This window comes from Streptomyces sp. NPDC090088, from assembly GCF_044747345.1.
GTDB lineage: Bacteria > Actinomycetota > Actinomycetes > Streptomycetales > Streptomycetaceae > Streptomyces.
The window spans coordinates 787,533-809,583 of the sequence record NZ_JBIVDZ010000001.1 but is presented as its reverse complement, the minus strand read 5'-3'; the positions used below and the strand labels follow the sequence as shown (position 1 = coordinate 809,583).

At 72.0% G+C, this 22,051-nt stretch carries 17 protein-coding genes; 10 read left to right on the top strand and 7 right to left on the bottom strand.

All coding sequences use genetic code 11. From position 1 onward, the window contains the following. Nucleotides 1-66 precede the first annotated feature (66 nt). The 3 genes from ACIPSJ_RS03680 to ACIPSJ_RS03670 all read left to right on the top strand — a co-directional run bounded on the left by ACIPSJ_RS03680 (nucleotide 67) and on the right by ACIPSJ_RS03670 (nucleotide 6,041). Nucleotides 67-1,527 (top strand): MGH1-like glycoside hydrolase domain-containing protein, encoded by a 1,461-nt coding sequence (locus tag ACIPSJ_RS03680; RefSeq protein ID WP_401343104.1) that lies wholly within the window; start codon nucleotides 67-69, stop codon nucleotides 1,525-1,527. Nucleotides 1,528-1,591: 64 nt separating this feature from the next. Beyond that, nucleotides 1,592-3,529: a glycogen debranching N-terminal domain-containing protein gene (locus ACIPSJ_RS03675; protein ID WP_401343102.1), complete on the top strand. Its 1,938-nt coding sequence runs from the start codon at nucleotides 1,592-1,594 to the stop codon at nucleotides 3,527-3,529. A gap of 343 nt (nucleotides 3,530-3,872) precedes the next feature. Continuing rightward, the gene (locus ACIPSJ_RS03670) at nucleotides 3,873-6,041 is read left to right on the top strand and encodes a sulfatase-like hydrolase/transferase (RefSeq protein WP_401343100.1); all 2,169 of its coding nucleotides are present in this window, start codon (nucleotides 3,873-3,875) and stop codon (nucleotides 6,039-6,041) included. 112 nt (nucleotides 6,042-6,153) lie between these two features. Here the strand turns inward: ACIPSJ_RS03670 and dusB are convergent, their stop codons facing one another. After that, nucleotides 6,154-7,296, bottom strand: coding sequence for a tRNA dihydrouridine synthase DusB (gene dusB / locus ACIPSJ_RS03665; RefSeq protein WP_401343098.1), 1,143 nt, complete (start codon nucleotides 7,294-7,296; stop codon nucleotides 6,154-6,156). A gap of 122 nt (nucleotides 7,297-7,418) precedes the next feature. Between dusB and ACIPSJ_RS03660 the strand changes: the two genes are divergently transcribed. Next, nucleotides 7,419-8,870, top strand: a complete 1,452-nt coding sequence (locus ACIPSJ_RS03660) for an MFS transporter (RefSeq protein WP_359218261.1) — start codon at nucleotides 7,419-7,421, stop codon at nucleotides 8,868-8,870. Between the two features lie 29 nt (nucleotides 8,871-8,899). Here the strand turns inward: ACIPSJ_RS03660 and ACIPSJ_RS03655 are convergent, their stop codons facing one another. Both ACIPSJ_RS03655 and ACIPSJ_RS03650 read right to left on the bottom strand, forming a co-directional pair. After that, nucleotides 8,900-9,244 carry an SCO4225 family membrane protein gene (locus ACIPSJ_RS03655; RefSeq protein WP_359218259.1) on the bottom strand — a complete coding sequence of 115 codons (345 nt, stop codon included), beginning with the start codon at nucleotides 9,242-9,244 and terminating at the stop codon, nucleotides 8,900-8,902. Nucleotides 9,245-9,327: 83 nt separating this feature from the next. Beyond that, complete coding sequence (locus ACIPSJ_RS03650) at nucleotides 9,328-10,260, bottom strand: helix-turn-helix transcriptional regulator (protein ID WP_401343095.1); 933 nt, start codon at nucleotides 10,258-10,260, stop codon at nucleotides 9,328-9,330. A 101-nt stretch (nucleotides 10,261-10,361) separates the two neighbouring features. Here ACIPSJ_RS03650 and ACIPSJ_RS03645 point away from each other — a divergent pair, with 101 nt between their 5' ends. Further along, complete coding sequence (locus ACIPSJ_RS03645) at nucleotides 10,362-11,789, top strand: MFS transporter (RefSeq protein WP_359218255.1); 1,428 nt, start codon at nucleotides 10,362-10,364, stop codon at nucleotides 11,787-11,789. Nucleotides 11,790-11,904: 115 nt separating this feature from the next. Here the strand turns inward: ACIPSJ_RS03645 and ACIPSJ_RS03640 are convergent, their stop codons facing one another. Beyond that, nucleotides 11,905-14,157 carry a SpoIIE family protein phosphatase gene (locus ACIPSJ_RS03640; protein WP_401343092.1) on the bottom strand — a complete coding sequence of 751 codons (2,253 nt, stop codon included), beginning with the start codon at nucleotides 14,155-14,157 and terminating at the stop codon, nucleotides 11,905-11,907. Between the two features lie 276 nt (nucleotides 14,158-14,433). On the opposite strand from ACIPSJ_RS03640, the gene ACIPSJ_RS03635 reads away from it, so the two are divergent. The 3 genes from ACIPSJ_RS03635 (at nucleotide 14,434) to ACIPSJ_RS03625 (ending at nucleotide 16,471) form a co-directional block, all read left to right on the top strand. Continuing rightward, on the top strand, nucleotides 14,434-14,652 hold the full coding sequence (locus tag ACIPSJ_RS03635) for a hypothetical protein (RefSeq protein ID WP_355710723.1): 219 nt from the start codon (nucleotides 14,434-14,436) through the stop codon (nucleotides 14,650-14,652). A 55-nt stretch (nucleotides 14,653-14,707) separates the two neighbouring features. Continuing rightward, nucleotides 14,708-15,856 carry a serine hydrolase domain-containing protein gene (locus ACIPSJ_RS03630; protein ID WP_401343090.1) on the top strand — a complete coding sequence of 383 codons (1,149 nt, stop codon included), beginning with the start codon at nucleotides 14,708-14,710 and terminating at the stop codon, nucleotides 15,854-15,856. Between the two features lie 201 nt (nucleotides 15,857-16,057). Further along, entirely contained in the window at nucleotides 16,058-16,471 is a 414-nt protein-coding gene (locus ACIPSJ_RS03625; protein ID WP_359218250.1) for a hypothetical protein, read from the top strand. Here ACIPSJ_RS03625 and ACIPSJ_RS03620 read toward each other — a convergent pair. Together ACIPSJ_RS03620 and ACIPSJ_RS03615 are read right to left on the bottom strand one after the other, a co-directional pair. Then, nucleotides 16,458-17,060: a TetR family transcriptional regulator gene (locus tag ACIPSJ_RS03620; RefSeq protein ID WP_359218248.1), complete on the bottom strand. Its 603-nt coding sequence runs from the start codon at nucleotides 17,058-17,060 to the stop codon at nucleotides 16,458-16,460. The two genes, ACIPSJ_RS03625 and ACIPSJ_RS03620, sit on opposite strands and share 14 nt — an antisense overlap. A 26-nt stretch (nucleotides 17,061-17,086) precedes the next feature. After that, nucleotides 17,087-18,097, bottom strand: coding sequence for an aldo/keto reductase (locus ACIPSJ_RS03615; protein ID WP_359218246.1), 1,011 nt, complete (start codon nucleotides 18,095-18,097; stop codon nucleotides 17,087-17,089). A gap of 159 nt (nucleotides 18,098-18,256) precedes the next feature. Between ACIPSJ_RS03615 and ACIPSJ_RS03610 the strand changes: the two genes are divergently transcribed. Further along, a complete protein-coding gene (locus ACIPSJ_RS03610; RefSeq protein ID WP_359218244.1) occupies nucleotides 18,257-19,309 on the top strand; it encodes a chitinase in 1,053 nt (350 codons plus the stop codon). A gap of 163 nt (nucleotides 19,310-19,472) precedes the next feature. Beyond that, nucleotides 19,473-20,579, top strand: a complete 1,107-nt coding sequence (locus tag ACIPSJ_RS03605) for an endonuclease/exonuclease/phosphatase family protein (protein ID WP_401343086.1) — start codon at nucleotides 19,473-19,475, stop codon at nucleotides 20,577-20,579. 69 nt (nucleotides 20,580-20,648) lie between these two features. Here ACIPSJ_RS03605 and ACIPSJ_RS03600 read toward each other — a convergent pair whose 3' ends face one another. Next, nucleotides 20,649-22,031, bottom strand: a complete 1,383-nt coding sequence (locus ACIPSJ_RS03600) for a glycine--tRNA ligase (protein ID WP_355710728.1) — start codon at nucleotides 22,029-22,031, stop codon at nucleotides 20,649-20,651. Between the last annotated feature and the right edge of the window lie 20 nt (nucleotides 22,032-22,051).

Genomic DNA, 22,051 nt, shown 5'->3' with positions numbered 1-22,051 from the left:
AATAGACGTAACCCTACGGTAGCCACTGCCAAACCCGGCCGGCCGAACGTCTTCGGGGAGTCCCGAGTGGATCGCACTGCCCAGCTCACCAGCCCTGCACTCGCTCGCGGGATTGCATACGATCCGCCGCCCCTGTCCCCGACCGGGCCGGGGTCCCTGCACGTCAGGGCCGCACGGGTGCTCGACGGCAACTGGACCGGCGGTTCGACCGTGCCCTCCCGGAACCTGTATCCGCACCAGTGGTCGTGGGACTCGGCGTTCATCGCGATCGGGCTGCGGCACCTCTCGCCGCTGCGCGCACAGACGGAGCTGGAGACGCTGCTCGCCGCCCAGTGGGCCGACGGGCGGATCCCGCACATCGTGTTCAACCCCTCCGTGCCCCTCGACGCGTACTTCCCGAGCCCCGACTTCTGGCGCTCCTCGACCGCGGGGCGCGCTGCGGGCGCCCCGCGCACCGTACAGACCTCCGGGATCGTGCAGCCACCGGTGCACGCGCTGGCCGCCTGGCTGGTGCACCTCGCCGACCCGGGCCTGTCCCGGGCGCGCGGCTTCCTGGCCGGCGTCTACCCGCGCCTGGCCGCCTGGCACCGCTATCTGCTGCACCGGCGGGACCTGGGCGGCGGCGGGCTGGCGTCCGTCGTCCACCCCTGGGAACAGGGTATGGACAACAGCCCCTGCTGGGACGCCCCGCTGGCCCGGGTCGCCCCCGCCCCGGCCCGCTCCTTCCGCCGCGCCGACCTGGAGCACGGCGCCGCCGAGGACCGGCCGACGGATCTGGACTACGGGCGGTACGTGCGGCTGGCCGCCGACTACCGGGACGCCGAGTACGCCGACCGCAAGCGGGAGTTCGCCGTCGAGGACCCCGCGTTCAACGCGCTGCTCATCGCCTCCGAGCACGCCCTGGCCCGTATCGCACGGGAGTTGGGGGCGACCGGCACGGCCCGGCACGCGCGGGCGCAGCGGCTGACGGCGGCGCTGGTGGACCGGCTCTGGGACCCGGAGAGGGAGATCTTCCTCTGCCGGGACCTGCGGGCCGGCGGGAGCGGCGCGGGCGGCACAGGCGGCACAGGCGGCGCCAACGGCGCGGACGGCGGGCTGATTCCCGAGCGTGGGGTGTCCGGGCTGGTCCCGCTGCTCCTCCCGGAGCTGCCGCGCGAGATCGCCGCCGCGCTCGTCCGCACGCTGAGCGGCCCGCACTTCGGCACCGGCACCCTCCTGGTCCCCAGCTACGACCTGCTCGGCGAGGCCTTCGACCCGCACCGCTACTGGCGCGGCCCGGCCTGGTTCAACACCGGCTGGCTGCTGGAGCGGGGGCTGCGCGAGCACGGCGAGCGGGAGCGGGCGGACGCGCTCGCCGAGGCGGTCCTGCGGACGGCCGACGCGAGCGGGTTCGCCGAGTACGTCGACCCGTACACCGGCGAGGCGTGCGGCGCGACCGGGTTCAGCTGGACGGCCGCCCTGGCGCTCGATCTGCACCACCGGCAGCGGGCGCCGCATGACGAGCGTCAAAATCTGGACAAGAGCTGACAAAACGAGGTGTCTTCGATGGACACCGCACGTTCGACCTGAAGGACGAAGGAGGGGACCGGGGATGACGGACCGGCATCATCTGCTCGTGCACGGCGCGACGTTCGCCGCCGTGGACGACCGCGGCGACATCAGCGGCGTGCGGGGCGGGGGCTCCCCGGACGGCTTATTCGTACGGGACGCCCGCCACCTCAGCCGCTGGCAGCTGACCGTCGACGGGGCACTGCCCGAGGTGCTCACACCGGTCGGCGACGGGGACGGCACCCGCTGCGTCCTGGTCCCGCGCGGCGGCCGCCAGGAACCGCCCGCGCACACGCTCTTCCGTGAACAGGCCGTCGGTGACGGCTCGTTCGTCGAATCCCTGCGGGTCACCAGCAACCGCCCGGTGCCCACCACGATCCGCCTCGCGATCACCGCCGACGCGGACTTCACCGACCAGTTCGAACTCCGCGCCGACCACCGCACCTACACCAAGTCCGGTGCCGTCCGCTCCCGCCAGGTCCTCGACGACGGACTGGAGTTCACCTACCGCAGGGGCGAATGGCGGTCCGTCACGACGATCACCGCCGAGCCCGCGCCGGACGGCGTGGAGGAGACCGGCACCGGGGCCCGGCGGATGGTCTGGACGCTGGAACTCGCCCCGCACGGCACGACCGAGCTGGTCGTCCGGGTGATCGGCCGCCCGCACGGCGACCGGCGGGCGCTGCGCGTACCGCGCGACCCGGCCGCGCTCAACGAGCAACTCCTGGCTCTGGAAGGCGAGTTCGTGGAAGGCGTGGCCTTCCCGACCGGCTGGCCGGAGCTGGCGGCGGCCTGCGCCCGCGGCCTCGCCGACCTCGCCACCCTCCAGGTGCCGGCCACCGGCCCGGACGGCGAGGAGCTCAAGGTGCCGGCGGCGGGCGCCCCCTGGTTCCTCACCCTGCTCGGCCGCGACGCCCTCCTCACCTCCCTCTTCGCCCTCCCCTACCGCCCCCGGCTGGCCGCCGCCACCCTCCCCGCGCTCGCCGCCACCCAGGCGACCGAGGCCGGCGCGCACTCCGTGGCCCAGCCCGGGAAGATCGTCCACGAGGTACGGCACGGCGAGCTGGCCCACTTCGGGCAGGTGCCGTACGGCCGTTACTACGGATCCGTCGACGCCACCCCGCTGTTCCTGATCCTGCTGGGCACGTACGTGGAGCAGACCGGGGACGTGGAGCTGGCCCGGCGGCTGGAGCGCAATGCCCGGGCGGCCGTCGGCTGGATGCTGGACCACGGCGGACTGACCTCGCGCGGCTATCTCGTCTACCGCGCGGACAAGGGCGGCCTCGCCAACCAGAACTGGAAGGACTCCCCCGGCGCGATCTGCTCCGCCGACGGCAGCCGGCCGATGGGCACCGTGATGGCCGCGGGGGCACAGGGGTACGCGTACGACGCGTTGCGCCGGACGGCGTGGGTGGCGCGGACGGTGTGGGCCGACGAGACGTATGCCGCGCTCCTGGAGCAGGCCGCCGCCGATCTGCGGGACCGGTTCCAGCGGGACTTCTGGATGCACGAGTCCTCCTTCCCGGCGCTGGCCCTCGACGGGGAGGGCCAGCCGGTCGACGCGCTCGCCTCGGACGCGGGGCACCTGCTGTGGTCCGGGCTGCTGGACAAGGAGTACGGGGAGGTGGTGGGCCGGCGGTTGCTGGAGCCGGACTTCTTCTCCGGCTGGGGGGTGCGGACGCTGGCCGCGGGGCAGGCGGCGTACCACCCGCTGTCGTACCACCGGGGATCGGTGTGGCCGCACGACAACGCGCTGATCGCGCTGGGGCTGGCGCGGTACGGGCTGCACGACGAGGCGCGGGCGGTGGCGCACGGGCTGGTGGACGCGGCCACGGCGGGCGGGCACCGGTTGCCGGAGGTGCTGGCCGGGTACGGGAGGGACACGCATCCGGAGCCGGTGCCGTATCCGCACGCGTGTGTGCGGGAATCGCGGTCGGCGGCGGCGCCGTTGGCGTTGCTGACCGCGGTGGGTGGGGCGTAGGGGGCCGTGGAGGGTCGTGTGTAGGCTGCGGGCCGGTGGGGGCTGGTCGCGCCCCGCGGCGGAGCCGCATATCGGCACAGCCCCGCGCCCCTGCGGGGCGCTTGTTTGGGGCGCGAGTTGATATGCGTTTGCCCGGTGTTTGCCGTTGGCCCTGAACAGGGGTCATGCGCAAGACGTACGGAAAGTTGGCGGGCCCAGGCCTCCCCAGCGTTGGTCCGCCGCCTCCGTTTTACGGGTCTCGCACGGAAGGACCTCCGGGTTGTCTCAGCACACGAGCATTCGCCAGCCATCGGACACACCGTCCGGGCCGTCCGAGCGCGAAGCCACGCCGGAGGAGTCCGAGGTGCTGAGGTCCGAGCGGGAAGCGGCTTCCGGTGTGCCCGGGACTCCTGCGGCCGGGGACGAGTCGAGCGACACCGCGTCCGAGGCCGAGGCCGCTCCTGAGGCCGAACCCGAGTCCATAGCCGCCGACGAGACCGAAGCCGCATCCGAGACCGACGCCACCGGCGCCGCTTCCGAGGCCGACGCCACCGGCGCCGCTTCCGAGACCGACGCCGGATCCAAGGCCGAAGCGGAAGCCGCCTCCGAGGCGGACCCCGAGACCCAGGCCGAGGCCGACTCGGGATCCGAGGCCGACGCCGGATCCGAGGCCGACGCCGAAGCCGCCTCCGAGGCGGACACCGAGGCCCAGGCCGGGAGCGACCCTGAGGCCGTCGCTGAAGTCGGGTCGGAACCGGAGGCTGCCGACGCCCCGGCAAGCTCCGCCGAAGCGGCCCCCGTGCCCGACATCTCCCGCCCCCGTCGCCGGGGTTGGGCCGCCTGGAGTGGGCGGGTTCGGGAGCGGCGGGAGAAGTGGCGGGAGGCGCATCCCGGGGCTGCCACGGCGCTGTCGGTCGGTGTCGACGTGCTCTGCGCGGCGCTCGTGATCGGGGCGCTGGTGATGCCGAACACCGTGGTCGAGCTGGGGCCCGCGAAGTTCGTGCGGCTGCCGTCCGAGGGGATCATCGCGGCGGCCGTCGCGCTGGCGCTGCCCCGGCGGCCCCGGATCGTGCTGGCCGCGGTGTTCGGTGTGGTGCTGGGCGCGCTGACCCTGGTCAACGCGCTCGACATGGGGTTCAAGCAGTACCTGGGCCGGAGCTTCAACGCCATCCTGGACTGGAGCCTGCTCGGCGACGCGGAGTCGTACCTGGAGGACACGCTGGGCCGGACGGCCACCCTCGCGGTCAGCGTCGGCGCCGTCGTCCTCGTGCTGCTGATCTTCGTGCTGCTCGCGCTGGCGACGATCCGGCTGAGCAACCTGCTCGCCCGGCACCCCGGTCGGGCCACCCGCGGCACGCTGATCGCCGGTGTCGTCTGGATCACCTGCTCCTCCTTCGGCGTCCAGCTCGCCGGCGGTGTGCCGCTCGCCGCCGACAGCACCGCGACCACGCTGGAGATCAAGGCACGCCAGGTGAAGGACACCCTGCACGACGAGGCGGAGTTCCGGAAGGTCGCCAAGGTCGACGCCTTCGGGAACACCCCGCCCGACCAGCTGCTGACCAGCCTGCGCGGCAAGGACGTGGTCTTCACGTTCATCGAGAGCTACGGCCGCAGCGCCATCGAGGACCCGATCGAGGCACCCGGCGTCGACAGCACCCTCGCCGTCCGGACCCAGGCCCTCGCGAAGGCCGGCTTCCACGCGAAGAGCGGCTGGCTGACGTCGGCGACGTACGGCGGCAGCAGCTGGCTCGGCCACTCCACGACCATGTCGGGGCTGTGGGTCAGCAACCAGCAGCGCTACCGGACCGTCATGGCGAGCAACCACCTCTCCATCACCAAGGCGTTCCAGAAGACCGGCGACTTCGACACCGTCGGCGTGATGCCGGGTATCCAGAAGGGCTGGCCGGAGCAGAGCTACTACGGCCTCGACAAGGTCTACAACGCCTTCCAGCTCGGCTACAAGGGACCGAAGTTCAGCTGGTCGACGATGCCCGACCAGTACGCGCTGCAGCAGTTCCAGGACCGGGTGCACAGCAAGAAGCCGGCCGACGGCAAGTCCCGGATGTCGTTCGTGATCCTGACCTCCAGCCACCAGCCGTGGGCGCCGATCCCGAAGATGGTGCCGTGGGACCAGCTGGGCGACGGCTCGATCTTCGACGCCATCCAGAAGGCCGGCAACAAGGCGTCCGACGTCATCGCCGACACCACCAAGTCCCGCCAGGAGTACGGGAAGTCGGTCCAGTACTCGGTGACCGCGCTCACCGAGTGGCTGGAGCGCTACGGCAACGACAACACGGTGCTCGTCTTCCTCGGCGACCACCAGCCGATCGCCCGGGTCAGCGGCAACCACGCCAGCCGGGACGTGCCGATCTCGATCGTCGCCAAGGACCCGAAGGTGCTTGACGCGATCGACTCCTGGAACTGGACCGACGGGCTGCGCCCGGCGCACAACGCCCCGGTGTGGAAGATGAGCGCCTTCCGCGACAAGTTCCTGACGGCGTACGGGTCCACTCCGCACCCGAAGACGAACTAGGGCTCCGGCGGAAGCGCCGCGATCAGCCCGGCCGCGGCGCCGTCGTGGCCGGTCGCGCAGTTCCTCGCCCAGCCTTCGGCCGGGGGGACCCCCAGCGCCCCTTACGGGGCGCTCAGCCGCCGGAAGTGTCCAGTTCCGCGTCTTCGCCGATGCCCGCGCAGTCGTAGGGGTCCTTCAGCCAGCCGTCCGGCAGGACCACGCGGTTGTTGCCGGAGGTGCGGCCGCGGGGGCCGTCGGCGCCGGTGGGCCAGGGCTGGTCGAGGTCGAGTTCGTCGAGGCCGGCGCGGAGTTCGGCCAGGGACGAGGTGATGGCGAGACGCTTGCGCATCTCGCTGCCGACCGCGAAGCCCTTCAGGTACCAGGCGACGTGCTTGCGGAAGTCGACGACGCCCTTGGACTCGTCGCCGATCCACTCGCCGAGCAGGGTGGCGTGCCGGACCATGATGTCGGCGACCTCACGGAGGGCCGGCTTCAGGACGTCCTCGGGGCGGCCCTCGAAGGCGGCGACCAGGTCCGCGAACAGCCACGGGCGGCCCAGGCAGCCGCGGCCGACCACCACACCGTCGCAGCCGGTCTCGCGGACCATGCGGAGCGCGTCCTCGGCCGACCAGATGTCGCCGTTGCCGAGGACGGGGATCTCCGGGACGTGCTCCTTGAGGCGGGCGATGGCCTCCCAGTCGGCGGTGCCGCCGTAGTGCTGGGCGGCGGTGCGGCCGTGCAGGGCGATCGCCGTGACGCCCTCCTCGACGGCGATCCGGCCGGCGTCGAGGTAGGTGATGTGGTCGTCGTCGATGCCCTTGCGCATCTTCATGGTGACGGGCAGGTCGCCGGCGCCGGCGACGGCCTCGCGGAGGATCGCGCGCAGGAGGTTGCGCTTGTAGGGAAGGGCGGAGCCGCCGCCCTTCCGCGTCACCTTGGGGACCGGGCAGCCGAAGTTCAGGTCGATGTGGTCGGCCAGGTCCTCGTCCGCGATCATGCGGACGGCCTTGCCGACGGTGGCCGGGTCGACGCCGTACAGCTGGATCGAGCGTGGCTTCTCGCTGGCGTCGAAGTGGACCAGCTGCATGGTCTTCTCGTTGCGTTCGACCAGTGCCCGGGTCGTGATCATCTCGCTGACGAACAGCCCCTTGCCGCCGCTGAACTCCCGGCACAGGGTCCGGAAGGGCGCGTTGGTGATCCCCGCCATGGGGGCGAGGACGACCGGCGGCAGGACGGTGTGCGGGCCGATCTGGAGGGGCGACTCGGGCGTGGGCATTGCCCCATTGTCGCGCATGCGCGGGAGGCGCCGGTCCGGGGCGCCCAATGATCATGTATCGGTCATTAGTTAGCGGCACTATTAGTTAGACACACTATCGAAGCGGGCGTACGATGGCTGACATGCCCGAGCTCAGCCCCCGCCGCCGGATGCTCGTCCTCGCGATCTGCTGCATGAGTCTGCTGATCGTGAGCCTCGACACCACCGCGCTCAACGTCGGCCTGCCGTCCATGCAGCGCGAACTGCACGCCTCGACGGCGGGTCTGCAGTGGACCATCGACGCCTACACCCTGGTCCTGGCCTCGCTGCTGATGCTCGCGGGCTCGACGGGCGACCGGGTCGGCCGCAAGAAGGTCTTCATGACCGGGCTGGTCGTCTTCTCGATCGGCTCGCTGCTGTGCTCCCTCGCGCCGAACCTGGAATCGCTGATCGCGTTCCGGATGGTGCAGGCGGTGGGCGGCTCGATGCTCAACCCCGTCGCCATGTCCATCATCACCAACACCTTCACCGAGCCGCGCGAGCGGGCCCGGGCGATCGGCGTGTGGGGTGCGGTGGTCGGCATATCCATGGCCGCCGGCCCGCTGGTCGGCGGCCTGCTGGTGGAGTCGGTCGGCTGGCGCGCGATCTTCTGGGTCAACATCCCGGTGGGCCTGGCGGCGGTCCTGCTGACGCTGCGCTTCGTGCCGGAGTCCCGGGCGCCGAAGGCCCGCCGGCCCGACCCGGTCGGCCAGGTGCTGGTCATCGCCCTGTTCGGCTCGCTGACGTACGCGATCATCGAGGCACCGACCGCCGGGGCGGCCACCGTGCTGCCGTTCGCCGCGGTGGCCCTCGCCGCCCTGGCCGGACTGCTCTGGTACGAACCCCGGCGCGACGAACCCCTCATCGACCTGCGTTTCTTCCGCTCGGCGCCGTTCAGCGGGGCCACCGTGATCGCGATCAGCGCGTTCGCGTCCCTGGGCGGCTTCCTCTTCCTGTCGACGCTCTACCTGCAGAACGTGCGCGGCCTGGACGCCCTGCACGCGGGCCTGTGGATGCTGCCGATGGCCGTCCCGATGTTCCTCTGCGCCCCGCTCGCCGGCCGCCTGGTCGCGAGCCGTGGTCCGCGGCTGCCGCTGGTGGTGGCCGGTGTCGCGATGACCGCGAGCGCCGTGCTGTTCGCGGCCTTCGAGGCGGAGACCTCCGACACCACCCTGTTCCTCGGGTATGTCGTGTTCGGCATCGGCTTCGGCTTCGTGAACGCCCCGATCACCAACACGGCGGTCTCCGGCATGCCGAGGTCCCAGGCGGGCGTCGCGGCCGCGGTCGCCTCCACCAGCAGGCAGCTGGGCCAGACCCTGGGCGTGGCGGTCATCGGCGCGGTGCTGGCCTCGGGCATCACCGGGTCCGCGTACCGCACGACCTTCGTGACCGCCGCCCGCCCCGGCTGGTGGATCCTCGCGGGCTGCGGCCTCGCCGTCCTCACCCTCGGCGCCCTGACGAACGGCCGCTGGGCCCGCACCACGGCCGAACGCGCGGCCCAGCGCCTGGAGTCGGCGGAGATCCGCCAGGTGGTGGGCGCCGGAGAGCCGGTCTAGGGCCTCGGGTCCGGGACGACCCCCGTCGGTCAGCAGGACCTGATCATGCGCTGGTGGCGGGTCCGCACCGCCCGGCGCAGCGCGCCCAGGGCCAGGGACTGCAGCAGGGCCGACACGACGATCATGGTGACGAAGAACCAGTTCGGCATGATCGCCGGGTCCCAGACCGTGCGGCCCAGCGCCGCGACGGGCAGGAACGTGGGGAAGGTGACCAGCGGCGGCCAGAGCCAGGCGAAGTCGGGGTCCGGGTCCTGGACGAACAGGGAGTCGACGGTCGCCTTGGCGATGACGACGGCCACCAGGGTGAGATAGGCCGCCGACAGACGGTTGCCGACTGTCAGCCGTATCAGCGTGCGGACAAGACCTGGTCCCATCGGTCGCCCCCTGCGGTCGTGGTGTTCCGTCCCCTCCTTGCATGGTGGTTCGAACGGCCGTGCCCTGTCCTGAGTACCCGTACTCAACCGCGCCCGGCGGCCACCATCGCGTACAGCTGGTCCAGCCGCTGCCTCGACTCCTCGTCCGTCGGCACGTAGGTGACCATCCGCGCCCCGGCCTCGGGGGTCAGCCACAGGTCCGTGTGGTCCAGGTTGAGGAGGCCGACGTACGGGTTGAGGAACTGCTTGGTCCTGGTGCGGACGCCCACCACCTCGTACCGCTCCCAGTTGGCGCGGAACTCCGAGGACTCCGCCGTCAGCCGCTTGACCAGCATCTTCCAGGCCGGCTCGCCGAGATGGCCGGCCATGGAGGCGCGGAGCTTCGCGGCCATCAGACGGCGGGTCTCCTCCAGGTGCACGATGGAGCGGTGCCACTCGGGGTGGGTGTACACGAGGATCATGCAGTTGCGGTCCTCGGCCGGGACCGCGTCGAGGTCGCACAGCAGCCGGGCGTAGGTGCGGTTGTAGGCGAGGATGTCGTAGCGGCTGTTCTGCACGCAGGCCGGGATGGGTTCCAGGGCCCGGAGCATCTCCTGGAGCGCCGGAGTGACGCCCGTGCAGCTCGCGGCCGGGGTCGGGTCGATGGCACCGGACAGCTGGAAGAGGTGGGCGCGCTCGCTGCCGTCGAGCATCAGGGTGCGGGCGAGGGCGTCCAGGACCTGGACGGAGACCTGGATGTCCCGGGCCTGTTCGAGCCAGGTGTACCAGGTCACCCCGACCGCGGAGAGCTGGGCGACCTCCTCGCGGCGCAGCCCCGGGGTGCGGCGGCGGGTGCCGCGCGGCAGACCCACCTGCTCCGGGGTGATCCGCTCCCGGCGGCTGCGCAGGAAGGCCGCCAGCTCGCTGCGGCGGATGCAGGCGCTGCGGGCCGCCGGTGCCGCCGCGGAAGCTGCGGAAGCCGAGGAAGCCGCGGAAGCCGCCGCCGGGACCGCCGTCTCATGGGCCGAGGTCGTCATGGTCCCAGCCTGCCGCCTCGCGGATCCTGTTGCCAGGTACTTCTTCTACCAGGATGAACAGACTCTGGTACCAGGCTGAGCGGCACAGCAGGCTCGGTGTCATGACCGAAACCGTCACCCCTGCGACCGTACGGTCCCCGTCCGCGCCACCGGCGCTCGGCGGGCCCGGGCTCTTCACCGTCCTGCTGGCCGCGGCCCTGCCCCTCATCGACTTCTTCATCGTCAACATCGCCCTGCCCACCATCGGGACGGACCTGCACGCGGGCGAGGCCGTCCTGGAACTCGTCGTCGCCGGGTACGGCGTCGCCTACGCCGTGCTGCTGGTGCTCGGCGGCCGGCTCGGCGACCTGTTCGGGCGCCGCCGGCTCTTCCTCGGCGGTATGGCCGCCTTCGGACTGACCTCGCTGGCCTGCGGACTGGCGCCCGGCGCCTGGTCGCTGGTGGCCGCCCGGGTCGCCCAGGGCGCCTCGGCCGCCGCGATGCTGCCGCAGGTCCTCGCCACCATCCAGGCCGCCACCAGCGGCGGCCGCCGCGCGAAGGCCATGAGCCTGTACGGCGCCACCGCCGGCCTCTCCATGGTGGCCGGGCAGATACTCGGCGGGGTGCTGGTCGCCGCCGACATCGCGGGCACCGGCTGGCGCTCCGTGTTCCTCGTCAACGTGCCGGTCGTGCTCGTCGGGCTGCTGCTCGGCGCCCGGTTCGTGCCCGAGACGAGGTCGCAGCGGCCCGAACCCGTCGACGGGCCCGGCACCGTGCTGCTCGCCCTCTCCCTGCTCACCCTGCTCGCCCCGCTCACCGAGGGCCGGGCCGCGGGCTGGCCGCTGTGGACCTGGCTGTCGCTGGCCGCGTTCCCGGGCGTGGCCGTCGCCTTCTACGCCGTGGAGCGCCGCGCCGACCGGGCCGGACGCACCCCGCTGGTCCCGCCGAGCCTGTTCGAACTCACCTCGCTGCGCCGGGGCCTGGTGCTGATGCTGCCGTTCTCCGTCGGCTTCAGCGGGTTCATGTTCGTGATCGCCGTGGCCCTGCAGAGCGGGGAGCACATGGACCCGGTCCCGGCCGGGCTGGCGCTCGCCCCGATGGCCGTCGTCTTCCTGTTCGTCTCGCTCGCCGGACCGCGGCTGATCGCCCGGTACGGCAGCCGGGTGGTGTCCGCCGGGTCGGTGCTCCAGGCGGTCGGCCTGGTCCTGGTCGTCCTCGCCGCCCGGCGGGACTGGCCGCACCTGGACTTCACCGCGCTGCTCCCCGGGGTCGCGATCGCCGGCGCCGGCCAGGCCCTCCAACTCCCCAACGTGCTGCGGCTGGTGATGTCGGAGGTCCCGCCCGCGCGGGCCGGCGTCGGCAGCGGCGTCATGGTCACCACCCAGCAGTCCGCCCTCGCCCTCGGCGTCGCCACCCTGGGCACCCTGTTCCTCTCCCTCGCCCCCCACCAGGGCATGCGGGACGCCCTCGTCACCACCCTCCTGGTCCAACTGGGCCTGGTGGTACTGACCGGCCTCCTCAGCCTCCGCCTGCCCCGCACGGTCGGCTGAACCAGCCCCGGTTCGGCAGCGCCCCGCAGGGGCGCGAGGAACTGCGCGACCAGCCGCAACGGCGCCGCAGCCGAACAACAACCCGTCCGTCCCGGCGCCACCAGCGGAGGCGGAGCTACCCGCCCAGCTCGAACCAGACGATCTTGCCGGTGCCCAGCCGGGTCGTGCCCCAGCGCCGCGCCAGCCGGTTCACCAGGTACAGCCCGCGCCCGTGCTCCTCGTCGGGCGAGGCCCGCCGCAGCCGCGGCAGTTGCGGCACGTCGTCGCCGACCTCGCAGCGCAGCACGTCCGTGCGCAGCAGCCGCAGGCTGATCGGGCGGGAGGCGTGCCGTACGGCATTGGTGACGATCTCGCTGACCAGCAGCTCCGCGGTGTCGGTGAGGTCCTCCAGGCCCCAGCCGGCCAGGGCCTGCCGGGTGAACCGGCGGGCCCGGCCGGGCGCGGTGTCCTCCGGGTCCAGCGTCCGGTACGCCACATCGCTCGGCGCGATCCCGTCGAAGCGGGCGGCGAGCAGCGCGATGTCGTCGTCCCGGTCGCCCGGGCCGAGCATGTCGAGGACCTCGTCGCAGAGGGCTTCGAGCGGCGGCGGCCGGTCGGGGCCGGTCAGCTGGGCGGTGACGGCGAGCTTCTCGCGCAGCTGCTCGATGCCGGTCCACACGTCGCGCAGCCGGGACTCCACCAGGCCGTCGGTGTAGAGGAGCAGGGTCGCCCCGGCGGGCGCCTCCAGCTCCACCGCCTCGAAGTCGATGCCGCCGACGCCGATCGGGGCGCCCGGCGGCACCGACAGGACCTCCGTCTTGCCGCCCGGGTGCAGCAGGATGGGCGGCGGATGACCGGCGTTGGCGACGGTGATGCGGTGCGAGACCGGGTCGTAGACGACGTACAGACAGGTCGCCATGCGGTCGGTGCCGAGTCGCTGGGCCTGTTCGTCGAGGTGGTGCAGGACCTCCTGCGGGGGCAGGTCGAGGCCCGCCAGGGTCACCGCGGTGGTGCGCAGCTGGCCCATGACGGCGGCCGAGGTCATGGAGTGCCCCATGACGTCGCCGACGACGAGGGCGACCCGGCTGCCGGGCAGCGGGATGGCGTCGTACCAGTCGCCGCCGACCCGGGCGGTCTCGGCCGCCGGGAGGTAGCGGAAGGCCAGCCGGGCGCCGGTGGGGCGGGGCAGGGCCTGCGGCAGCATCGCGCGCTGCAGCCGGTCGGCGATGAAGGCCTCGCGGCTGTACAGCACGGCCTTGTCGACGCCGAGCGCGGTGTGGGTGGCGAGCTGGGCGGCGACCAGCAGGTCGGCGGGCTCGAACGCGGGACGCTCCGGGCGGCGCAGGAAGACCACGGCGCCGGTGACCCGGCGGCGGCCGCGCAGCGGGGCGAGGATGGCGTGCGAACCGGCCCAGCCGTTCAACGCGCTGTCCTCGCCGACGAGTTCGCTGAGCGCGGCGCGGGTCGCCCGGTCGTCGGCGAACACCGGCCGGACCCCGCGCAGGACCTCGGCGAGCGCGCCGCCGGGCACCACCTCGCTCCAGTCGCCCGCGTCGAGGTCGTCCTGCTCGTCGTCGACCGTCTCGGCCGGCCAGACCAGGTCCTCGGCGCCGGGGCCCTTCATCCGGTCGGTGCGGCGCAGCCGCAGCACGGCGGGTCCGGTGGGGCGTTCGTCGCCGACCGGCAGCGGGTCGCGCAGGTAGACGAGGGCCGCGTCGGAGTACGTCGGTACGGCGGCCCGGCACAGGCCGAGGACGATCTCGTCGGTGTCGAAGCCGCGGGCGATCCGCCGGGTGGCGGCGCCGACGTACCGCAGCCGGTCCTCGTCCGGGGCCTTCGGCACGGCGGAGGCGACGGGATCCGCGGCGGTGTCCTCGCTCACGCCGAGCGCGGCCTGCGCGCACAGTGCGTCGGCGAGGGCGATGTCGTCCGCCACGAAGTCCTCCCGGTCCGGTCGCCGCAGGAGCACCGCGAGGCCCACGACCGCGTCGGTCGCGCGCAGCGGCGCGAGCAGCACCCGGTCCCCCTGCGGCAGCCGGGGACCCTTCCCCAGCAGCTCACGGAGTGCCTTGTCGACGTCGTCGTCCGCTCCCCTGCCCCGCGTTCTGCCGCAGCGCAGGAACCCGGCCAGCACACCGTCGGACGGCACCTGTGCCGTGGCCGGGGGAATCCCGCCCATGACAGCGCCGAGGTCGGCCGGTGTCCCGTCCAGCAGCAGGGTCAGCGGCGCGCCCCGGTCGGCCCGGCGGTCCGCGAGGTAGACGAACGCGCCGTCCGCGAGGTCCGGTACGGTCGACAGGCAGAGTTCCCTGACGACCTGGGCCGCGCCCTCGGCGCGCGCGATCCGGCGGCCGGAGACGGCCAGGAAACGTTGAGGATCCGGCAGCATCGCCTCTCCGTGCCGGTGGCCGCTTCACAAGGTCGCTCTCATCTTGAGCCAGGGTCAATTTTCTGTCCAGGGTTTCCGCCGGTACACCAAGTCCGCTTCCCGGTCCGACGGTTGGGTCGCGAAGGTCCAAATGCCTGCACAGCGGCCGCGATCGGACCCCCGGACACGGCTTGGCCAACTCGGTGTGAAGAAATCCCCGTTGATGTTGGTCTTGCTGCACACTCCTCCCGTCGACACGTGCCGAACGGCAGAACGGGCACATATTCCGGAGGCGTTATGTCACAGATCGACTCGAGCAAGGTGAGCCGGTGGGACCAGCACGGGCGGGAGCACACGGTTCGGGTGCAGCGCACCGGTATCCAGCGGACGATCAGGTGTGACACCTGCGGCTGGAAGCAGAGCGCGCAGTTCCTGCCGTGGCTGAAGGCGGAGGAGCACCTGGCCGAGGCGCACCAGGCCACCGTGGACCCCGCGGGGGCGCAGCCCTCGCGATGACTTTCCGCCGGAGTGGGAGTCGTACAGACGACCGCATCCGAGGGAAGGACGACCGATGACCGTGACCGCGCTCCGGGCGACTCTGCGCCGCCATGTCGAGGAGGGGACCGTTCCGGGGGCCGTCGGGCTCGTCGCCCGTGGTGCGGACGTCGAGGTGGTGGCCGTCGGGGACGTGGATGCCGAGGGGTCGGCGCCGATGGCCCGGGACTCGGTGTTCCGGATCGCGTCGATCACCAAGCCGATCACCGCGGCGGCGGTGCTGATGCTGGTGGACGAGGGCCGGATCGGGCTCGGCGATCCGGTGGAGAAGTGGCTGCCGGAGCTCGCGGAGCCGATGGTGGTGCGGACTCCCACGGGCCCCGTCGAGGACGTCGTGCCGGCGGACCGCCCGGTCACCGTCGAGGACCTGCTCAGCTTCCGCGCCGGCTGGGGCCTGGCCGCCGACTTCTCGCTGCCCGCCGTGCGGGCGCTGATCGCGGTGCAGCGGCACGACGTCCCGTTCCGGGACTGGCCGGACCCGGACACCTGGCTGGGTCTGCTCGCCCGGGTGCCGATGCTGCACCAGCCGGGCGAGGCCTGGCTGTACGGCACCTCGTCCGCCCTACAGGGCATCCTGGTCGCGCGCGCGTCGGGCCGTACGTTCCCCGACTTCCTCGCGGAACGGGTCTTCGAGCCGCTGGGCATGCGGGACACCGCGTTCGAGGTGCCGGCGTCGAAGCGGCACCGCTTCACCTCGTCCTACCACCCGGCCGAGGACGGCACCCTGCGGCTGTCGGACACCCCGGACGGGGGCTGGAGCGGGCCGCCGCGCTTCCCGTCGGGCGGCGGGGGCCTGGTCTCCACGGCCGACGACTGGCTGGCGTTCGCCCGGCTGCTCCTGAACGCCGGGGCCGCCCCGGACGGCCGCCGGCTGCTGACCCCCACCTCGGTCAGCCGGATGACCACCAACCACCTCACGGCGGCCCAGCGCGACGCCGCCGCGCTCTTCCTGGAGGGCCAGGGCTGGGGGTACGGCGGCCAGGTCGACGTGACCCCGGCCGACCCCTGGAACGTCCCGGGCCGGTACGGCTGGGTCGGCGGCACCGGCACCACCGCGCATCTGGTCCCCGCCACCGGCACGGTCACGGTCCTGATGACCCAGGCGGCGATGACCGGCCCGACGCCGACCCCGCTGATGCGGGACTTCTGGCGGGTCACGGCCTAGCCCGCCCCGCTACGCCGTTCGGGTGACATGGGACGGGGCGAATCGCGAGGTCAGCGCACATATCGCGACCTGCGGACTTTACGGATTCAAAGGGCGTCCCGCGCCCCTCGCGGAACCGCCCGGACGGCCGTTCGGGTCGCCGCCCGGCGCGACCCGGCCAAGCCTGGATGAGTCCTCGTCCCCTTCGACAGGAGCTCTGCCATGCACCGCACCCCCCGCCACCCGGCGTCCCGCGCCCTCGCCGCCGGTGCCCTCTCGCTGGCCCTGCTGTCGGCCGGCAGCGCCGGCGCCTTCGCCACGGAGGCCAAGCCGAAGCCGAGCCCGTCCCCGTCCGCCACGGCCTCGATCACGATCAAGCCGAGCGCGACCTCGGTCAACGCCGGTGGCTCGGTGACCTTCACCGGCCGCACCCAGGGACTGAAGGTCGGCTGGCCGCTGGTGCTCCAGCACCAGAAGGGCGGCAAGTGGATCCCGCTCAAGGCGACCACGAAGACCAAGAACGGCAGCTCCTACTCGCTGACCGCCAAGCTCAACACCGTGGGCACCGAGCATCTGCGGGTCTCGGCGGTCGGCAAGAAGGTCTACTCCCCTGCCGTGACGGTCAACGTGACCTGAGACCGCGTACCAGCAGCTCCACCAGCGAGGCGAAGTCCGCCTCGGCCTCCGGCCGCTCCCACTCGCGCGCGTAGCCCGGGTCGTGGAAGCGGCCGGTCGCGTGGAAGACGGCACGGGCCGCGGCGGCGGGGTCGGAGACGGTGAACGCGCCCGTGCCGACCCCGTCCCGGACGATCTCGGTGAGCTGTCCGGTCAGGTCGGCGATATGGCCGCCCACCGCGGGGCCGTTCTCGTCGACCAGCACCATGTAGGTGGCGAACAGCTCCGGGTCGGCGCCCGCCTTGCGGCGCTTCGCCTCGAACAGGGCCCGCAGCCAGTCGCGCAGCCGGGTCTCGGCGTCCCGGTCCTCGGCGGCGATGCCGGACAGCGCGGCGGAGGTGCGGTCCAGCCACCGCTTGGTCACCGCCTCGCGCAGCGCCGCCTTGGTCCGGAAGTGCCGGTAGACACTGCCGTGGCTGACGCCGAGCGCGCGGGCCACGTCCACCACGGTGGCCTTCGCCGGGCCGTGCCGGCGCAGCACTTCCTCGGTCGCCTCGAGGATGCGCTCGGCGGTCAGGACCGGGGTCGGGGTCGGGGACGTCGCTGCCATGGCCTAGACGGTACCTGGCAGCGTGGTCAGTGCTCGGTGCCGAGGTGGCTCATCTGCGCGGCCGGGTAGCGGGTGCCCGCCGCCGCGTCCGCCGGTACGGCCTCCTCGATCGCCGCCAGGTCGGCCGCGTCCAGGGTGACGTCCAGCGCGCCCAGCGACTCGGCGAGCCGCTCGCGGGTGCGGGCGCCGACGAGCGGCACGATGTCGTCGCCCCGGGAGAGCACCCAGGCGATGGCGATCTGCGCGACGGTGACACCCTTCTCGTCGGCGATCTTGCGCAGCGCCTCGACGAGGTCGAGGTTGTGCTGCAGGTTGTCGCCCTGGAAGCGCGGCGAGAAGGCCCGGAAGTCGCCCGCGCCGAGCTGCCGGTCGCGGGTGAAGTGGCCGGAGATCAGGCCCCGGGAGAGCACACCGTACGCGGTGATGCCGATGCCCAGTTCACGGGTGGTCGGCAGGATCTCCCGCTCGATGTCACGGGTGATGATCGCGTACTCGATCTGCAGGTCGGAGATGGGCGCGGTGGCGGCGGCCCGCCGGATGTTCGCCACGCTCGCCTCGCTGAGGCCGATGTGCCGGACGTGTCCCTTCTCCACCAGTTCGGCGATGGCACCGACCGTCTCCTCGATCGGCACGTCCGGGTCGACGCGGGCGATCCGGTAGACGTCGATGTGGTCGACGCCGAGCCGTTGCAGGGAGTAGGCGGCGAAGTTCTTCACGGCGGCCGGGCGGCCGTCGTAGGCGTTCCAGCCGCCGTCCGGGTCGCGCAGGGCGCCGAACTTGACGCTGGTCAGCGCCTTCTCGCGGAGTTCGGCGGGGGCGGTGCGCAGGGCTTCGCCGATCAGCATCTCGTTGTGGCCCATGGCGTAGAAGTCGCCGGTGTCGAGCAGGGTCACGCCGGCGTCGAGGGCGGCATGGACGGTGGCGATCGACTCGGCGCGGTCGGCCTCGCCGTACAGCGCGGACATGCCCATGCAGCCGAGGCCGAGGGCGGAGACCTGGGGGCCGGTGGATCCGAGGGAACGGGTGTGCGTCGTCATGGCTCCACCTTGGCATGACAGCTGACAGATTTCAATATCTGTCATTCCATAGTCGTCACACCCCTCCCGAAATGGTCCAGACCTATTGACGGAAGGTCTGGACCACGAGCACTGTCATGTCTACGACACCTCACCGCACCCCCACCGGGAGGACCGCTCATGCTCCGCCGTACGCTGCGCCTGCTCGCCGCCGGTCTCACCACGGCCGTACTGGCCCCGCTCGCGATCGCCACCGCGCCCACCGCCTCGGCCGCCGACACCTGCGCGGTCAAGTCCCGTCCCGCCGGCAAGGTCCTGCAGGGCTACTGGGAGAACTGGGACGGCTCGGCCAACGGCGTCCATCCGCCCTTCGGCTGGACCCCGATCACCGACTCCCGGATCGCCGCCCACGGCTACAACGTGATCAACGCGGCCTTCCCGGTCATCCGCTCCGACGGCACCGCGCTGTGGGAGGACGGCATGGACGCGGGCGTGAAGGTGGCGACGCCCGCCGAGATGTGCGCGGCGAAGGCGGCCGGCCAGACGATCCTGCTGTCGATCGGCGGCGCGACGGCCGGCATCGACCTCAGCTCGGCCACCGTGGCGGACCGGTTCGTCGCGACGATCGTGCCGATCCTGCAGAAGTACAACTTCGACGGCATCGACATCGACATCGAGACCGGCCTGGTGGGCAGCGGGTCGATCTCCCAGCTCTCCGCCTCCCAGGCCAACCTGGTCCGCATCATCGACGGGATCCTGGCCCGGATGCCGTCCAACTTCGGCCTCACGATGGCCCCGGAGACGGCGTACGTCACCGGGGGCAGCATCGCCTACGGCTCGATCTGGGGCGCCTACCTGCCGATCGTCAAGAAGTACGCCGACAACGGCCGCCTGTGGTGGCTCAACATGCAGTACTACAACGGCAGCATGTACGGCTGCGCCGGCGACTCCTACGCGGCGGGCACGGTCGCCGGCTTCACCGCGCAGACCGACTGCCTCAACAAGGGCCTGGTCGTGCAGGGTACGACGATCAAGGTGCCGTACGACAAGCAGGTCCCGGGCCTGCCCGCCCAGTCCGGAGCGGGCGGCGGCTACATGTCGCCGTCCCTGGTCAGCCAGGCCTGGAACCACTACGGCACCTCCCTCAAGGGCCTGATGACCTGGTCGGTCAACTGGGACGGCTCGAAGAACTGGACCTTCGGCGACAACGTGAAGGCGCTGCAGCGCCGTTGAGCCCGGACCGCCGGGGCGGGGTACGCCGGACGGGGACCGTCCCCGCCCTCCGTTCGACAGACCCCGCCCCGGCTCCGAGAATGGAGATGTCGGCGAGCAGTCTCCCCGGCGGCGCCTGCCGCCGGCCGGCCGTGCGCACTCCGCGCCGCCCGAGGAGACGGCCATGACGCTCCGTATCGCCACGTTCAACGCCGAGAACCTGTTCCGCCGGGCCACGGTCTTCGACCTGGCGGACGCCGCTCTGCGCAAGCAAGTCCTCGACGAGTTCGCCGAGTTGGTCTCCCTTCTCGACCATCCCGCCTACTCCGACGGAGACAAGCACCGGATCGCCGAGCTGATCGAGAAGTACAAGGCCTACGACCTGGACCCGGAGAACCCTCCGCCGATCTACATCAACCAGACCCGGGGCGGCACCGCCCAGCTCTTCAGGAAGAGCGGGCCCGACGCCGACCCGGTCATCACCGTCACCGCCAAGGGCCGCCCGCACTGGGCCGGTTGGGCCGAGCTGGTGCAGGACGACGTCGACCTGGACGTCGTGAAGAACACCGGCCGGGTGGTCACCGAGATCAACGCCGACGTGCTGCTGATGGTCGAGGTGGAGGACCGGCTCTCGCTGGACCGCTTCAACACCCAGATCCTGGGCGGGCTGCTGCACAAGCGCCCCTACCCGTTCAACCTGCTGATCGACGGCAACGACAGCCGCGGCATCGACGTCGGGATCCTCAGCCGGCTGCCGATCAGGTCGGTACGGTCGCACATCGCCGACAAGGACGCACACGGGCAGCCGGTGTTCAGCCGGGACTGCCCGGAGTACGAGATCGATCTCGACGGGTCCCCGCTGTGGATCCTCGGCAACCACTTCAAGAGCAAGCGCGGCGGCGGACTCGCCCGGCGCAAGGCCCAGGCGGAGCGGGTCACGGAGATCTACGAGGCCGCGCTGGAGCGTTCCCCGCACGTCCTGGTCGCCGGCGACCTCAACGACTCCCCCGACAGCGAGCCGGTGCGGCTGCTGCTGGACACCGGGCTGCGGGACGTGATGAGCCACCCCGGCTACGCGGGCGACCCCGGCACGTACGGCACCGGGCACACGCTCAGCCAGAAGATCGACTATCTGCTGCTGTCGCCGGAGCTGTGGGGGCTGGTGCGGCACGTGGACGTGGAGCGGCGCGGGGTGTGGGCGCCGAGGACGTTCAAGTCGTTCGACACGGTGACGTCGAAGGCGAACGAGGCGTCCGACCACGGGGCGCTCTTCGCCGACCTGGACCTGTGAACACGGGCCTGCGAACACGACGGTGCCGGGCCCCGCGCGGGGACCCGGCACCGGTACTGCTCACTGGCTTCAGCTGCCGATCAGGCGGCCCGCGAGGTAGCCCTCGATCTGGTCCAGCGACACCCGCTCCTGCTTCATCGAGTCACGCTCACGCACCGTGACGGCGTTGTCCTCAAGCGTGTCGAAGTCGACGGTGACGCAGTACGGCGTGCCGATCTCGTCCTGGCGGCGGTAGCGGCGGCCGATGGCGCCGGCGTCGTCGAACTCGATGTTCCAGTTCTGCCGCAGCGCCTGGGCGAGGCCCTTGGCCTTCGGGGACAGCTCGGGGTTGCGGGACAGCGGCAGGACCGCGACCTTCACCGGGGCGAGGCGGTGGTCCAGGCGGAGCACGGTGCGCTTCTCCAGCTTGCCCTTGGCGTTCGGCGCCTCGTCCTCGACGTAGGCGTCGAGCAGGAACGCCAGCATCGCGCGGCCGACACCGGCCGCCGGCTCGATGACGTACGGCGTCCAGCGCTCCCCGGCCTCCTGGTCGAAGTAGGAGAGGTCCTGGCCGGAGGCCTTCGAGTGCGCACCGAGGTCGTAGTCGGTCCGGTTGGCGACGCCCTCCAGCTCGCCCCACTCGTTGCCGCCGAACTGGAAGCGGTACTCGATGTCAGCGGTGCGCTTGGAGTAGTGGGAGAGCTTCTCCTTCGGGTGGTCGTACCACCGCATGTTCTCCTCGCGCAGGCCCAGGCCGGTGTACCAGTTCCAGCGCTGCTCCATCCAGTACTCCTGCCACTTCTCGTCCTCGCCCGGCTTGACGAAGAACTCCATCTCCATCTGCTCGAACTCGCGGGTGCGGAAGATGAAGTTGCCGGGCGTGATCTCGTTGCGGAAGGACTTGCCCATCTGCGCGATGCCGAACGGCGGCTTGCGGCGCGAGGTGGTCTGCACCTGGGCGAAGTTGGTGAAGATGCCCTGGGCGGTCTCCGGGCGCAGGTAGGCGACGGAGCCGCTGTCCTGGGTGGGGCCGAGGTGGGTGGAGAGCAGACCCGAGAACTGCTTGGGCTCGGTGAACTGGCCCTTGTTGCCGCAGTTCGGGCAGTTCACGTCCGCCAGGCCGTTCTCCGGGAGGCGGTTGTGCTTGGCCTCGTAGGCCTCCTCCAGGTGGTCCGCGCGGAACCGCTTGTGGCAGGCGGTGCACTCGGTCAGCGGGTCCGTGAAAGTGGCGACGTGACCGGAGGCCACCCAGACCTCGGGGGCCAGGATGACGGACGAGTCGATGCCGACCACGTCCTCGCGCGACGTCACCATGTAGCGCCACCACTGGCGCTTCAGGTTCTCCTTGAGCTCGACACCCAGCGGCCCGTAGTCCCAGGCGGCGCGCTGACCACCGTAGATCTCACTGCACGGGAATACGAAGCCTCGGCGCTTGCTCAGGCTGACGATGGTGTCGATCTTGTCGGCGGCCACGGTGCTCTCTTCATTACGAC